Source organism: Nostoc flagelliforme FACHB-838, from assembly GCF_014698065.1.
GTDB lineage: Bacteria > Cyanobacteriota > Cyanobacteriia > Cyanobacteriales > Nostocaceae > Nostoc > Nostoc flagelliforme_B.
The window spans coordinates 1-14,149 of sequence record NZ_JACJSI010000159.1 but is presented as its reverse complement, the minus strand read 5'-3'; the positions used below and the strand labels follow the sequence as shown (position 1 = coordinate 14,149).

Genomic DNA, 14,149 nt, shown 5'->3' with positions numbered 1-14,149 from the left:
CGACCAACCATAGCCTTCATCAGTATCAAGATGAATATGAGCTTCATCGATGTAAATCAGCATCTGTCCGTGTTGAAGGGCATCATCGAGTAAACTCTTGAGGGTTAAGAGAAGTATAATTCTTGGTTTTACAATGTTCATAGGCGGAATTATTGGTGGACGTATCACCCTGAGTTTGAGTAGTATCTGGCTACAACGTATCTACCTTACAGTTTTGACTATTCTCACAATCGTCACACTACGCAAATCCCTACAACCTAATCAGTCAACTAGTACGATTAGTCAATTTACACCTTTAGTTTAAAGAAAGGATTCACTGTTTTGAGAAGTGAACTTATTGGTACAAGTAATTTGCAAGTGGGAGGGATCACTAAACCTGTGTTCCGACTTAGTGAGTTAGTTAAGTTTCGGTTTCACGGTGATGGGCCACCGATCCGCATAGTCCAAGGCATTCAACTGATTAACGATGCGTGGTTCTACAGCATTGAGTGGATGTCCCCTGCTATATCGGAAAAAGGTGACAAGGTTTTTACCTCTAGGGATTCTATTGCACGGGTGACTGACTATGACTTGGAGCGGGTGCGGTTATGACGGTGTACGCCTCATTCTACCGTGGCGAAATCCAAGGCGAGGCTGTTTCAATTTCGCTGTAGCCTCACCTTGTTGGATGGAAAGGCAAACACCTTCCACTATTCGCGCCAACTCCCGAATTGCTGAAGTGGTAGAAAGCCTCTACTAAAGATACTGAAGTTGAAAAAAGAGTACGAGATCGATTCTGAGAAGTTTTTCAGTCGTGGCATAGTCGCCCACGATCGCAGCCTCACCAATCACAACTCCCATACCGTGATCGATAAATACTCCTTGGCTAATTAATGCCCCAGGATGGATTTTAATCCCAATTAAAAACCTACTAATATGAAAAGTCCTCCAATTCACCGTAGTATGTTGAGTACAGTCTTGAATAGCCAAAACTACGCTCTCTTGGATCTGTCTTCCAAAGTGGAATATGCGCTGCTGGCGCTTTTAGAACTGGCAAGCCACCACGGAAAAAAACTTCCTCTAACCATGAGCGAGATCATTGCCAAACAACGCATACCTGAACGCTACTTGGAACAAATTTTGACCAACCTCCGGCGGGCTGGTGTGGTACAGAGTCAACGCGGCTCTAAAGGAGGTTTTGTTTTAGCTCGTGAACCTTGGCAAATTACACTGCTGGAAATTATCACTCATGTTGAAGGCGAGCGGAAAGAGAAAGATACTTTCGACTCTGTGACTCTAGAAAAGACTTTGGTTTATGAAGTTTGGGAGCAAGCTAACGCTGCCTCAATTGAAGTTTTGGGTCGCTATACACTCCAAGACTTGTGCGATGAAAGAGAAACTCGCGCACAGTAAAGCCCGATGTATTATATTTAGACACGACGGAGTATTCACATGCGGATAGCGAAAGATATCACAGAGTTAATCGGACGGGCTCTTAAGGTGAATATTTAAATACTTGCAGTCTCAAAATTTTCCACCATAATCAGATTTAACCACAGTTGACTCGGAATCATTCTTAAGGCGCGAAGGCGATCACACGGGGTGTAAATTTCGAGCAATTCATCTTCACTAAAAGCGATTGTCCTTTACCATTGATGCTGACCGTAGAGTAGTAATGACTTTAGACTTGTCCGAAAACTCCAAAGCCAAAGTGTTCAAAGCTTTGAGACAAAGCTTTGATATTTTTGCGGAAACGCAGTTATAAGGGTTTGAGATAGTTAGTGATAGTTTAGAAACATAAAATATTTATCCAGAAATAACGCTTAATTTTCATCAAGAAAAGTAGATAAAAATTATTAATTTTAAATTTTCCCATACTCCATAGCAGAATCCATAGATGTCTGCCAAAAGGCTGGTTATAGAGTAAAGGTAAAAGGTTGACATGACTAGCTCAGAATGCAGCAATATATGAAACAAATATTTTCACAAGGTAGTTGATTCTTCTGCCTGTCTGTGATAACTTTCTTTTTACAAACCCTAAAATACTGTAAATTTATCGAAATACCGTCCTTTATGTAATTTCGTTAACCTAGTTGCAGGGATTTGGAGTTAAGAATAGATAGCTAATCTATCGAGCTTATTTATTACAGGTAGTACATTGCGAACCAGCAAACTAGAAATTCATCTCTAAGCCAGGGCAACCTTATGAGCAAAATACGTGCTGTGATTGTTGATCCGAATGTGGTTGGACGTTTGGCACTGAGTGAAGTGACTGTACCAAAGCCTGCCCCAGATGAGGCACTAGTCAGAGTGGCGGCGATTTCTCTCAATCGGGGAGAGGTGAAACGTTCAACTTCTGCTGAGGCTGGTTGGCAGCCGGGTTGGGACTTAGCAGGTGTAGTAGAAACTTCTGCTGCTGATGGGTCGGGGCCTCCCCAAGGGACGCGTGTTGTTGGCTTGCGCCGCGCCGGTGCTTGGGCAGAACTCGTGTCTGTTCCCACCAACGCTTTAGCAGAAGTGCCGCCATCAGTATCCTTTGCTCAAGCTGCCACACTGCCTGTAGCAGGTTTAACCGCGTATCATGCTGTGCTAAAAGGTGGTTCGCTGTTAGACCGCCCAGTTTTAGTTACAGGTGCATCAGGAGGTGTTGGTTACTTTGCTATCCAATTAGCGCGGCTGTCAGGGGCGCACGTCGTCGCATACATTCGTCAAGCTGGCTATGAAACCCTAGTTAGAGAAGCAGGCGCACAATCGGTGGTGATTGGCGAAGACCTCTTACCTGCCAGCGAGTATGGCCCCTATGATCTAATTCTAGAGTCAGTAGGTGGCAAGACTTTGGGGGTAGCCCTTGGCTTATTGGCACAGGATGGAAAAACTGTGCTGTATGGAGTATCTGGGGGAGCAGAAGTGACATTCAACGCTGCCCAATTTTTCGGAACTGGTAGCGTGAGTCTGTATGGTTTACGTCTATTCGATGAATTGAGATTTGAATCAGCATCAGTTGGTCTAAAACGGCTTTTAAGTTTAGTAGAAACAGGTAAGTTGCGTCCTCACATTGATTTAGAAGCTTCTTGGACACAAATAGCTGATGTAGCCCAACAATTACTCGACAGGCGTTTTCCTGGCAAAGCTGTATTGCATATTTCCAATTGAGTATTAAGGCATGGGGGATAGTACTGACTTTTGGTTCAAGCTAGATCAGCTTGTAGCTGCTAGTAACCTCAAGATAGATCGCCCAAAAGGGACATCACATCCACCTTATCCATCCTTAGTTTATCCCCTGGACTATGGATATTTACAAGACACTCGCTCTGGAGATGGAAGTGATATTGATGTTTGGATAGGTAGCTTATCTAGTCAAACAGTAACTGCCGTCATTTGTGGTGTTGACTTGGAAAAGCGAGATACAGAAATTAAGATACTTCTGGATTGTACATCTGAGGAAAGTCGAGTCATCTTGGATATCCACAATACAGGCTCTCAATCGGCAATATTATTGGTTCGCAAGTAAATTACATTTTTGAGCGTAAGTTGTATTGCCATATCGCCTGGTGCTACAGCTACTGAGCGTGCCGAGACTTTAGCGCGGCAGAACGCCCAAGCGCAAGGGATCACCGTCGAGCAAGTAAAGGCGCAAAACATTCAAAGTATTCCTTTAAAAAGAATCGCCCAGCCAGAAGAAATTGCCGCGCTAGCGCTATTTTTAGTGTCCGATCTAGCTGCCTCGATTACAGGAACAGAGATTATCGTTGATGGCGGATCTACTCCTGGTGTTTAGCAGATAAAAGGAGGAATCAGAAATCAGCAGATATTACCAATTTTAGATTTTGAATTTTGGCTTGAAAGAAAAATCTAAAATCTAAAATCCAAAAACGATAGACGTTTGAACCCAGTGTCTAATGAGCGCTTTTTTATGAAACTCTTCTATACACCTAACTCACCTTATGCACGCATTGCACGGGTATCAATAATAGAATTGAATCTCAGCAATCAGATCGAAACGCAAAAAGTCATTGTACGAGATCCAAACAGCAACTTACTAAATTACAACCCTACAGGTAAAGTACCAACGCTAGCGACTGACGACGGATTTATCTTGAGTGAAACACGTATAATATGCGTTTATCTAAATCACTTAAATCCTGAAATTAAACTAGTTGCTGACATTTCTAATAGCTTTTTACAGCAACTTGAAGGTATGACTGGTGGGTTCATAGATGGTATTGCTGTCTGGGTAAGGGAGTTAAGGCGTCCCCACAGTGAGCAGTCTCCTGGGGTGATCGAGTTTGAGCGATCGCGGGCGTTAAGAATTTTGGACTACTTCGAGAAGATATCAGATAAACTCGACCAAACTCCTAAACTTGCTCATATAACCCTTGTCTCTGCACTTGGGCTAGAGATCCGTCTTCCTGATCTGCAATGGCGGCAGAAATATCCAAAACTTGCCCATTGGTACGATGAATTCTCTAAACGGCCTTCCATCCAAGCAACAAGACCAGAGTCCTAATAACTGACACTTTCTTGTTCCAAACAAGAGAACGAAAAAAGCATAAGTACGCCCTCGCAAATACAAACATGAGTAAGAAAAAACAACTTAAACTCGGAGCATTTTTACCCGGTAGCGGTCATCATGTAGCAGCATGGCGGCATCCCAACACCCCGGCTGATGGAGGTCTGAACTTCCAACATTATAAGCAGCTGGCACAAACAGCTGAACGGGGAAAATTTGATATGCTTTTCCTCGCTGATGGTTTGGCTGTCTGGGATAGAGGACAAGGGGCTGAGGCTTTTAGCCGTTCGGGACAATTCAGCGTCCACTTTGAGCCTTTAACTTTATTGTCGGCTCTATCTGCGGTGACAGAAAATATCGGATTGGTGGCGACATCATCAACTTATGATGAACCTTTTCATCTCGCCCGCAAATTTGCATCACTAGATTATTTAAGCGGTGGTCGTGCCGGATGGAATCTTGTAACCTCCTCTGCTGAAGCCGCAGCGCAAAATTTCAGCCAAGAAAACCACCTAGAACACTCGCTACGCTATGAACGGGCGAGGGAATTTGTGGATGTTGTCACCAAACTTTGGGACAGTTGGGAAGACGATGCTTTCCTCCACGATAAAGAGTCAGGTATTTACTTCGATGCAGAAAAGTTGCATGTTCCCCATCACAAGGGCAAACATTTCTCGGTGCGCGGCCCGCTCAATGTGGCGCGTCCACCACAGGGATATCCAGTAATCGTACAAGCTGGATCTTCCGAGGCTGGACAGGATTTAGCTGCCCAAACAGCAGAGGCGATTTTTACTGCACAACAGACATTGGCAGAAGCTCAAGCCTTCTACACCAGCGTCAAGGGGAGACTGGCTAAATACGGACGTTCCCCTGACCATCTCAAAATTATGCCAGGGGTATTCCCGGTAATTGGTAAGACTGAGCAAGAAGCTAAGGATAAATATGAGCAACTTCAGGAGTTGATTCATCCCTTGGTCGGATTAGGGCTGCTTTCTGGGCTAGTGGGTGGCCATGATTTGTCTAAATATCCCTTAGATGGGCCTCTGCCGGATTTGCCAGATACCAACGGTGGCAAAAGCCGCTTACAGCTGATCATCGATCTTGCCCGCAGAGAGAACTTAACAATCCGACAACTGTATTTGTGGATTGCAGGAGCGCGGGGACATCGAACGATTCTCGGAACACCAGAACACATTGCCGATCAGTTAGAAGATTGGTTTGTTAATGGTGGGGCTGATGGATTTAACATTATGCCACCTTGGCTACCTGGGGGTTTAGAGGAATTCGTAGACTTGGTAATTCCCGAACTGCAACGCCGTGGAATATTTCGTACTGAGTATGAAAGTAGTACTTTACGCGAGAATCTTGGTTTGCCCCGTCCGGTGAACCAGTTCACCACAAAGACTGCTCCTGAACCTGTGGGCGTTGGTTCCTTGGCATAATTTTGATTGAACCTTTCAAATTAAGAATTATTTTAATAAGTCCAGTTCTGCTTGGTCTGTAAGCTATAGGTTCCATCTTTCACATTCACCCGCTCAGGAATCAGATTTAAATCTCTAAATATATCTGCCTGATGCTGTAGAGCATCGAGCGATTGGTCGTCAATTGGAATAATTGCGCGTTCGCCACTATGTTTGTGTAAAATTTCTAGAACGGATGGATCGATTTCATGGTGTTCTGCCAATCTTTGAACAGCTTCTAATTCCTGTTTCTTAGCCCAAGTTCCAGCTTCATTTACCTCTTCTAAAATCACCTTGAGTAGGTCGGGATAGTCGCGTACCAGTTCTGGAATCGCGTAATAATAGGTGGGAACTTCCACAGAGACTTTATCACCAAATATACTCTCTAGGTCTGTAATCGATCGCCCTGGATAAGCGCTTCGGGCAAGAGTAGCTGTGTAGGGAACCCAAATCACCCAAGCATCGATTTCACCCCGGCGGAATCGGGGCAGCGCCTCCGGTTGTGTCAGATAAACTGGCTCTAAGTCACTAAAATCTAAGCCGACTTTTGCCAGCGCTCGCATAAGTATATAATGTGCGCTTGAGCCTTTGTCAAAAGCGATCTTTTTACCCTTCAGGTCAGCAAGCGTCTGAATTGGCGAATCTTCCGGTACCAGAATCGCTTGACCTTTGGGAGCGGTATATTTTTCTTTAGCCACCCGCACAAATACATGATCTGCCGCTTGAGAGAAGATGCTAGCCGTGCCGCCGCCGCCGCAAAAGTCAATTGTCCCGTTACTGAGTGCTTCTATCAAAGAAGAGGCTGATAAAAAGCTTGTCCAGGTAACAGTTAGTCCAAATGGTCGCAAACGCGTTTCCAGCAAGCCTTGAGTACGGAGAACTTCCAGATTTGTCATCCCCTCTGGATATCCAATGTTGAGTTGCTTGAGCCGCCGCGCTTGCTCTGCTAAGGGCGTGTTGCTAGATTGACCAGAACGCTGAGAAAACCAACGATCCAAAACTATACAGAAAATTATCCCCCCCATAAACAGTCCCACAGCTTCCAGTAACTGGATTATGGAGCTTTTGGATAGTTGGAACTGATTACCAGATTCAGAAGCAGCAACAGCATGACCATCAAAAACTAGAGGCAAGACCAAAATCGAGACAAGTCCGATAGAAAATCTAATTACAAAGCTGTAGATAGCCGATCTACAAGTGGCTGAACTGAACGACCGTAAGATATTTTGACCTGTGCATTTAGGCAGAAGGTCAATCAAACGGCTAATCATAATGACTCCTTTGATAAATTATGTGATGGAAATTGCCGGATGAATTGGAGACGCGGGATAAAGTCAAAGCACCACTTGATATATAAACTACCAAACTTGCTCGCTCGTTACACCCAATATGCGATACTCACATTATCATATCGATATTGTGTGGATTTTCTACAAATGTTGAGCGATCGCTAGTTTTGCTCATCAGATAGGTGTTAAGTGAGGAATGTTGATGGATTGGTTCATTGCAACAATTAAGATTGGGCTAGCTGCGGCTGTGGCAACAACATTTGATGACAATATTTATCTAACGGCCTTCTTCAGTGAGGTCAATCGGACTTTTCGTCCTCAACATGTTGTAGTTGGTGAAATTCTAGGGTTCACGGCATTAATCATAGTAAGTTTACTTGGTTTCTTACTGGGTCTAGCAATTCCATCAACTTGGACTGGTTTACTGGGGATTCTGCCGATACTCATTGGCTTGAACAATTTGCTTAATTTAAATAAGGATGACTCCGCCCAAGATAAGTCAGCCAATTTGAAAAGAAACTCTAAATTTCGAGGATTTGATTCCAGAAAGCGATCGCTCTGGGACGTAATCCGTGATCCGCAGACCTATCGCGTCTCCTCGGTAACAATTGCCAACGGCAGCAACAATCTTGGCATCTATATCCCCCTGTTTGCCACTAGCTCAATCCAAAATCTGACTGTGATCATACCAGTTTGCTATTTTATTGTTTTTTGCTGGTTGTTTATGTCCTACAGTCTGACTCGTCTACCTGGTATCGCTTTGATACTCAGCCGTTATGCTAGCAAGATTTTCCCCTTCGTTCTGATGTGGCTGGGTTTTAGAATTCTGGTAGACAGCGAATCTTATCGTATTTTTCTCCCGAACACTTGACAGATAAATGTTATTAGTTATCAGTTTGGTGAGATTCTGAAAGCTAAAGTCAATAGAGCTTAACTCGTGCATAAGTAGTCTCGTTTTAGTTGGTAAACCCAGTGCGTAATTACAACCGTAGCTTTCATTAATAATCTCCTAAACTCAACGTTTTTTGAAATACTACTAATTAAGTTTGGCTGTAGCTACCATCAATCCCCACACAACACCAAAATGAATTTTAGTTGCACGAAAAACTGCAAAATTTGTATCTTCAAGCAAGCGCTGAAGTTCATTTTGGTTGTAACACTGCTTATGAGCTAGATCATTTGCCCCTTACCCTTGACCCAGATCATAAGGAAAGTGAAAAATGCTTATCCGAACTGTATTGACCGCAGTCCTTGCAAACCCTGGCAAATACAAGATTTCATGTTTTTGAAATTTTTAGCTACATCATAAAAATTAGAAAAGCTTTAGCTTTTTAGCTGTTCTAGAATTAATGTGTTCCTTTGTTGACAGACGCAGCCCAAAGTAGCTTGCTTCCACAAAGTGGTACGACAAGCTACTTCGGCTGCGCCCAGTACAAGTCAGTGACCATCGTAGACATCGCTGGAATTCTCCCTCACCTTCAAATATTCTCACGAGTAATTACTTTTATTTATCGTTCTAACAAGAAAGAATATTTGCTTCTATCGGCGGCAAAGCTTAACTTTAAAGTATCAAGTCAAACACATACTGAATTAACTAAACAGGTGCAGCATGAATACGAGCAAAAAAATATTGTCAAATAACCTTGATGTAAAAGCATTTCAAAACACTCAAGTTGCACAGAAAGCTCCAGACGCATCGATAGAGCAATTAACGCGCGGGCAACAGCTTGCTGATAAATTAGCAAACCATGTAGGCTCTTGGAAATTTCTGATTTGCCAAAGTACCATTTTGGCGGGATGGGTGGGAATGAACTTGACACCAGGAGTCCCCCACTGGGATAATTCACCGTTCATCATGCTCAACTTAGTGTTTTCATTTGCTTCAGCCTACACAGCGCCAATTGTATTGATGAGTCAGATGAAAACTGACTCGTTACTAATTAATCAGGCATAAATGCTTTTTTGATTAGCAGATAATAAGCTATGTTTGACTTGAATTAATCCATTTGTAGGTTTGATATGCTCCCATTTAACACTAAGTCAAAGCTGTTATTTAAGTTTTGTAACGAAAAACAATATTTGCTTTAAATTAGGATTTTCACAAAGTTAATTTATATTTTTTGTACTTCATTACCAGTAGACACAGCTTCCCAAATGCATTGGAAATACTATATTTACACTCTTCATTAACTAGCAACTTTCCCTAGATTTTCAGACATCAGCGAACATGACTGGAAAAAGTATCAGCCACAAAATTGAGCGAAGATGAAATGAACGAACTTATTACAGCTATCCCCACCGGAATCACAGCTTTTATAGCTACAAATTTAGATGATTTAGTTATCCTCACGCTGTTATTCTCGCAGGTAAATGCCACTTTTCGCCGCCAGCATATCGTAATTGGCCAATATCTAGGCTTTTGTACTCTGGTTATTGCCAGCCTAATGGGTTTTTTAGGAGGGTTGATATTACCATCCCATTGGATTGGGCTTTTGGGTTTAGTGCCAATTAGTATTGGATTAAATAGTCTGCTCAATCCAGAAATTAATTCTTCATCTGATGTAGAATCAGAAATACAATTGTCTGATTCTTCTACTTTCGCTAGTTTTTTATCTCCTCAAGCTTATAGTGTGGCGGCTATTACCATCGCCAACGGCAGTGATAATGTAGGTATTTATATGCCCTTGTTTGCTAATAGTACTTTTTCTGAGTTGCTAGTGATTATTGCAGTTTTCTTGTTACTGGTAGGTGTTTGGTGTTACGTAACTTATAGATTAACGTGTCAAAAGTCGCTCGCAAATTTGCTAACCCGTTACGGCAATAATTTTGTTCCTTTTGTCTTGATAGGTTTAGGTGTGTTTATTATCCTAGACAGTGCTTCATTGACTCCAATTGCTTTGATAGCTACGTGTCTATGTTTAATGGGACTAATCAAAATAATCCAAACTTCTAAATTCAAAGCACAAAGTGTGTAATTTTAAAAATACATGAAAAATTTCCCCTTTCTTTTACAGTTTTGGTACTTTTAATCAACTTAGTAGTAGCTTATCCATCTTAAAATCAATAGTAAATTTGTCAATCGATAGAGCAATACTAATAGACTTGAAAGTTTTACTAAGATTCAATACTCAGCATTTCACTAAATCAAAATTTATGCAAAAATATTGAAAAAGCTTCCTTATGTTGGCAATAATTTTGCTTTTTAACTCTTTTACTCAAGTGTTAAGCAGCTAAGAGCTTCCTTCGCTGATTACAAAAATCTTAAACCAGGGAGAAAAATATGCAGTTCATCAAAATTATTCTTGTCGCTCTCGTGTTTATTGTGAATTTGACAATTGCTCAACCTTCTTGGGCAGGCAAAGATTTCACCAAAGGAACTGATTATACTGAGGTAACTCAGGAACTCAATCAACTTCTAACTGTGAAAGATAACCCGGAACAAGCTGGCTATACACCTGAGCAATTTCAAGCCCGACTATCACAATTGCAGTCTCAGAAGTATGTGATAGAAACAGCTAGAAAACGAGCGCAGTGCTTTAATCAAACCGGTAAAACTTTGGGTATCTACGCCAATAAACCGAAAAAATATCCAACTCAACTTTACTTCTTAGCAGCAGGGGAAATTACAGATGATGATTGGGATTGTGATGGTATCTACCTACCCGCAGGTACTCAGGTAGTTTTAAGTCCTAATACTGAAGTACAAGAGTTAACCCAACCCATTGCTGTCAAGTTTGTCGATGGTACACAGTCCATTGCTAGAAGCAATCCAGCTACTGGTGCAATTGAATTGAATATTGCACCTGCTAAAGTCTTCAAAGCTGGTGAAGGCAACTGGTTACTACCTACGTTATCTCAGGCAGATATTGACGCGCAAGTTCCTAGTCCACAAATCATTGATTAATGTTTGCTAGGCATTCAAATTTGATGCGATAAGCGCGTCAATTATAATTACACTAAATAATACTTTACCCCTCTTAACTAAGAGGGGTTTTTAATTAATAGAGTAGGTACAATTGAAAAGATTACGTCGGCTTAGAGTGATAAATAGCGATCGCATCTGGGTGCAGACAATTATAATTCACATTAGGCGTGAATTATAAACACTCTTCAACACTGCCTGTCTGCGGCAAACTTTGTACAATTTTCTCCGGCGAAATCACTGTTTCTATTGCTCTCAATATCAACTCTGCTTCAACTGTTGGAGCGATGAAAGAGAAATCTTTTAGCTGCACTAGTCTTTGCGTAGGCGTAGCCCGTCGTAGACATCGCTATTTCAGGACAACAATTGTCACTTTACAACAATTTTGACCTTAACCGAGAAGTATTGGGATTTGTCCAATGCTGGAGTCAGCTTCAGACAAAAGTTTGATGACTTCTGCTAAGGTGACATTAGAAACACCAGCCCCGCCATATTTTTTGGGGACAGTGATTCCTTGGAGTCCGCTATTTGCTAGTTTTTCTAGCTCTGTATAGGGCAATCTCCGATCGCGATTCCGTTCTGCTGCCTCTTGAGCAAATTCTACCGTTAATTGTTGGGCTATTTCAAGGGCTTCTTGATCGCTAGTAATAATATGTGCAGTGCATTCCCGATTAGGGTTATCATAAGCATCGCTTGTGAAAACTTGAGTCATACCGACTTTCTCCTGGACATAAACTTCAAATGTCTCTGAGGTTATATTACAGGTTGTAGGCGTTTAACCCTTGGTATCACCTCTGCGGCAAAGCGATCTAACTCTCGTGCAAAGGGAGAGAACTGTAACATAAAGGTTTCTACACCAATGTCTACAAAGTCAAGAATTCGAGATGCCACTGTGTCATAACTGCCTACTAAACCAGCCGCCGTACCACCGTTAGTACCTACATGGGGATACTTCTCAAAAGTTTTGAACATGATGGTGGCGGGATCATTCAGGATGTTTGGCATATATGGCTCAGTTTCCTGTGCTTGCAAAAATGTCAGCCGCTTTAGTTCTTCTTAGGCTTCTTTGTCAGTTGGACGAGCAATAATAAACGCTGACATTCCAAATCGTAGCGGCTGGAGTTGCTTGCCCCTTCTGCGGGAGACATCAGTAATAATCTTGTGAACTTCTGCAATCGGCTGACCATTAATAAAGAAGACATCTGCCTCTTGAACCGCTAAGGATCTAGCTGGATCTGATTCACCCCCCAGGTAAACTCGTGGACGAGGTTGAGCTACAGGTGTTGGGCGATAACTTAGATCCTGAATTTGAAAGTATTCACCTTGATAGTTTACTTTTTCCCCACTCCACAGAGCCTTGACAACTTTAATCCAATCTTCAGGTACCCCATACGCATCGGTTAGAAGCTAAACGCAGCAGCAGGTCTGCGTCAATCTTCTCCGTTGCTTGGACAAATTTGGCGTTGCCGTAGCCTCGATCATAAGCGGCAAGTGGTCTTTTGCCTAACTCACGAGTGATTTGTTTTAGTTGGAATGCGGCTTTACTTGCTGGCGTTTCAAAACTGGTTATCCGTTCATGTTTTAACGGCAATGCCCAACTCCCATCTGCCTCTGGTATCCAGGCTAACGTACTGTAACTTTGTCCAATACCTACACCAACTCCTCTCTCCCCATGAAAAGTTCTTTCCTTGAGTGTCTTGGCGTCTGGTCTTGGCCAAAAGGTGTGATCTCCTGCTAAAAATGGTTGTGCTTCTGTTTTTACCTCCTCTATCAGTAAATTCAGCAACTTTCTTTTCTGTGGGCGACTATCATGCAGTGCTGCATATATACTCGGCCATTGCCTCCGAAATACTGGACTTTGGGACAAGCTTACAAATGATTGAATGCTTGGGCTGGTCAATACTGCATCCATCAGTTCAAATACGGCATCTTTCGCTTTACCTAAACAATCGTAGATTGCTTGCCGGAATTCTTCTAATTGTGTCAGGATCATCACGTCAATGATTTATTGATTACATTCATTGACTCTACAGCAGTCAGTGTTACTACTGACTGCTTTTCTTTAAACTCTTTAGTCTTCAGTTCAGTACTATTGTCTATTTGTTTATCTCTGATTCTCTAAGTAATTTTTTCTGAGCCTGAGCTTTTAGTCCAAACTCCAGTTGATTGTTTAGAACTAGTTATTTCCTTGTTAAAATCTAGAGGAATTTCAATTAAGAACTCAGTACCTTGTCCTATTTCTGATAAACACTTGAGGGTTCCTCCATGCTTTTCAACTATAATTTGATAACTAATCGATAAACCTAAACCTGTACCCTTACCTACAGCCTTAGTAATGAAAAACGGGTCAAACAGTCGTTTTTTAACTTCTTCTGTCATTCCCGAACCATTATCAGCAATTCGGATAACACAGTTTGCTCCGATAATTTCTGTTGTGATCCAAATTCTATTAAGGTTAAGATAAATTTCTGCACTCGGGCGTTGACTATTATAATTACTGAGTGCATCGATAGCATTACTGATAATATTCATAAATACTTGATTTATAGCAACAGACAAGGCGGTTAGGACGCTAGGCGAAGTACATATTCCATAGCATCCCTGATACAGTCAAATTGAATAAGTTGTTGACGAATTTGACTCTTCAACCATGACCAACATCGCTCAATTTTGTTCAGTTCAGGTGAATAAGATGGTAAGTATTTTAGTTGGCAGCCTGCTGATTCAATTATTTCTTGAATACGTCCGCCTCGATGAAAGGTAGCATTATCTGCAACCACTATTTGTCCCAATACGGTTCAGTTAAGGCTCAAAAGCTTATGAGTGACGTTAAATTTCGGAGCTTCGACTCGTTGTCCAGTACCTCTGTGTTTTGTTTTTTTAGAACGAAACTTTGATACAGGTCTTTTTACAACCCTGGGATTAGTACGGTGAACGCGTTCGGGTAACAACGTATCTAGGATTTCTACAATTAACCAATTGAAAAAAA

General features: G+C 41.9%; 18 protein-coding genes and 3 pseudogenes. 12 read left to right on the top strand and 9 right to left on the bottom strand.

Annotation, left to right across the window (positions count from 1 at the left end):
- Nucleotides 1-321 precede the first annotated feature (321 nt).
- A complete protein-coding gene (locus H6G97_RS34590; RefSeq protein ID WP_242055625.1) occupies nt 322-591 on the top strand; it encodes a DUF1392 family protein in 270 nt (89 codons plus the stop codon).
- Between the two features lie 204 nt (nt 592-795).
- On the opposite strand, the pseudogene H6G97_RS34585 reads toward H6G97_RS34590, so the two are convergent.
- Nucleotides 796-918 (bottom strand): annotated as a pseudogene (locus tag H6G97_RS34585) (serine O-acetyltransferase); the annotation flags it as partial.
- A gap of 24 nt (nt 919-942) precedes the next feature.
- On the opposite strand from H6G97_RS34585, the gene H6G97_RS34580 reads away from it, so the two are divergent.
- The 6 genes from H6G97_RS34580 to H6G97_RS34555 all read left to right on the top strand — a co-directional run bounded on the left by H6G97_RS34580 (nt 943) and on the right by H6G97_RS34555 (nt 5,931).
- Nucleotides 943-1,392, top strand: a complete 450-nt coding sequence (locus tag H6G97_RS34580; RefSeq protein ID WP_190944918.1) for an RrF2 family transcriptional regulator — start codon at nt 943-945, stop codon at nt 1,390-1,392.
- Between the two features lie 792 nt (nt 1,393-2,184).
- Nucleotides 2,185-3,132, top strand: coding sequence for a zinc-binding dehydrogenase (locus H6G97_RS34575; RefSeq protein ID WP_190944915.1), 948 nt, complete (start codon nt 2,185-2,187; stop codon nt 3,130-3,132).
- 10 nt (nt 3,133-3,142) lie between these two features.
- Entirely contained in the window at nt 3,143-3,490 is a 348-nt protein-coding gene (locus tag H6G97_RS34570; protein ID WP_190944914.1) for an inorganic pyrophosphatase, read from the top strand.
- A gap of 9 nt (nt 3,491-3,499) precedes the next feature.
- Nucleotides 3,500-3,757 carry an SDR family oxidoreductase gene (locus H6G97_RS34565; RefSeq protein WP_242055623.1) on the top strand — a complete coding sequence of 86 codons (258 nt, stop codon included), beginning with the start codon at nt 3,500-3,502 and terminating at the stop codon, nt 3,755-3,757.
- A 135-nt stretch (nt 3,758-3,892) separates the two neighbouring features.
- Nucleotides 3,893-4,486: a glutathione S-transferase family protein gene (locus H6G97_RS34560; protein WP_190944913.1), complete on the top strand. Its 594-nt coding sequence runs from the start codon at nt 3,893-3,895 to the stop codon at nt 4,484-4,486.
- Nucleotides 4,487-4,554: 68 nt separating this feature from the next.
- The gene (locus H6G97_RS34555; protein ID WP_190944912.1) at nt 4,555-5,931 is read left to right on the top strand and encodes an LLM class flavin-dependent oxidoreductase; all 1,377 of its coding nucleotides are present in this window, start codon (nt 4,555-4,557) and stop codon (nt 5,929-5,931) included.
- Nucleotides 5,932-5,963: 32 nt separating this feature from the next.
- Here the strand turns inward: H6G97_RS34555 and H6G97_RS34550 are convergent, their stop codons facing one another.
- A complete protein-coding gene (locus H6G97_RS34550) occupies nt 5,964-7,220 on the bottom strand; it encodes a sulfonate ABC transporter substrate-binding protein (protein ID WP_190944911.1) in 1,257 nt (418 codons plus the stop codon).
- Nucleotides 7,221-7,440: 220 nt separating this feature from the next.
- On the opposite strand from H6G97_RS34550, the gene H6G97_RS34545 reads away from it, so the two are divergent.
- The 5 genes from H6G97_RS34545 (at nt 7,441) to H6G97_RS34525 (ending at nt 11,142) form a co-directional block, all read left to right on the top strand.
- Nucleotides 7,441-8,109, top strand: a complete 669-nt coding sequence (locus H6G97_RS34545; RefSeq protein ID WP_190944910.1) for a cadmium resistance transporter — start codon at nt 7,441-7,443, stop codon at nt 8,107-8,109.
- Between the two features lie 491 nt (nt 8,110-8,600).
- Nucleotides 8,601-8,879, top strand: coding sequence for a hypothetical protein (locus H6G97_RS34540; RefSeq protein ID WP_190944919.1), 279 nt, complete (start codon nt 8,601-8,603; stop codon nt 8,877-8,879).
- Nucleotides 8,869-9,192 (top strand): DUF1003 domain-containing protein, encoded by a 324-nt coding sequence (locus H6G97_RS34535; RefSeq protein WP_242055622.1) that lies wholly within the window; start codon nt 8,869-8,871, stop codon nt 9,190-9,192. Before H6G97_RS34540 ends, H6G97_RS34535 begins: the two co-directional genes overlap by 11 nt.
- Nucleotides 9,193-9,508: 316 nt before the next feature.
- The gene (locus H6G97_RS34530) at nt 9,509-10,213 is read left to right on the top strand and encodes a cadmium resistance transporter (protein ID WP_190944909.1); all 705 of its coding nucleotides are present in this window, start codon (nt 9,509-9,511) and stop codon (nt 10,211-10,213) included.
- Between the two features lie 305 nt (nt 10,214-10,518).
- Nucleotides 10,519-11,142, top strand: a complete 624-nt coding sequence (locus tag H6G97_RS34525; protein ID WP_190944908.1) for a hypothetical protein — start codon at nt 10,519-10,521, stop codon at nt 11,140-11,142.
- A gap of 409 nt (nt 11,143-11,551) precedes the next feature.
- Here H6G97_RS34525 and H6G97_RS34520 read toward each other — a convergent pair whose 3' ends face one another.
- The 7 genes and pseudogenes from H6G97_RS34520 to H6G97_RS51925 all read right to left on the bottom strand — a co-directional run.
- On the bottom strand, nt 11,552-11,872 hold the full coding sequence (locus H6G97_RS34520) for an acyl-CoA dehydrogenase family protein (RefSeq protein ID WP_190944907.1): 321 nt from the start codon (nt 11,870-11,872) through the stop codon (nt 11,552-11,554).
- A 41-nt stretch (nt 11,873-11,913) separates the two neighbouring features.
- Nucleotides 11,914-12,165, bottom strand: a complete 252-nt coding sequence (locus tag H6G97_RS53330) for a hypothetical protein (RefSeq protein ID WP_242055620.1) — start codon at nt 12,163-12,165, stop codon at nt 11,914-11,916.
- Between the two features lie 51 nt (nt 12,166-12,216).
- Nucleotides 12,217-12,513, bottom strand: coding sequence for an LLM class flavin-dependent oxidoreductase (locus H6G97_RS53325; protein ID WP_242055631.1), 297 nt, complete (start codon nt 12,511-12,513; stop codon nt 12,217-12,219).
- A 28-nt stretch (nt 12,514-12,541) separates the two neighbouring features.
- Nucleotides 12,542-13,153, bottom strand: a pseudogene (locus tag H6G97_RS34510) (transposase); the annotation flags it as partial.
- A gap of 125 nt (nt 13,154-13,278) precedes the next feature.
- A complete protein-coding gene (locus tag H6G97_RS34505; protein WP_338421903.1) occupies nt 13,279-13,719 on the bottom strand; it encodes a sensor histidine kinase in 441 nt (146 codons plus the stop codon).
- Between the two features lie 5 nt (nt 13,720-13,724).
- A pseudogene (locus H6G97_RS34500) lies at nt 13,725-13,949 on the bottom strand (transposase); the annotation flags it as partial.
- A gap of 9 nt (nt 13,950-13,958) precedes the next feature.
- The coding region (locus H6G97_RS51925) for a hypothetical protein (RefSeq protein ID WP_206759138.1) at nt 13,959-14,149 on the bottom strand (191 nt) is incomplete at its 5' end.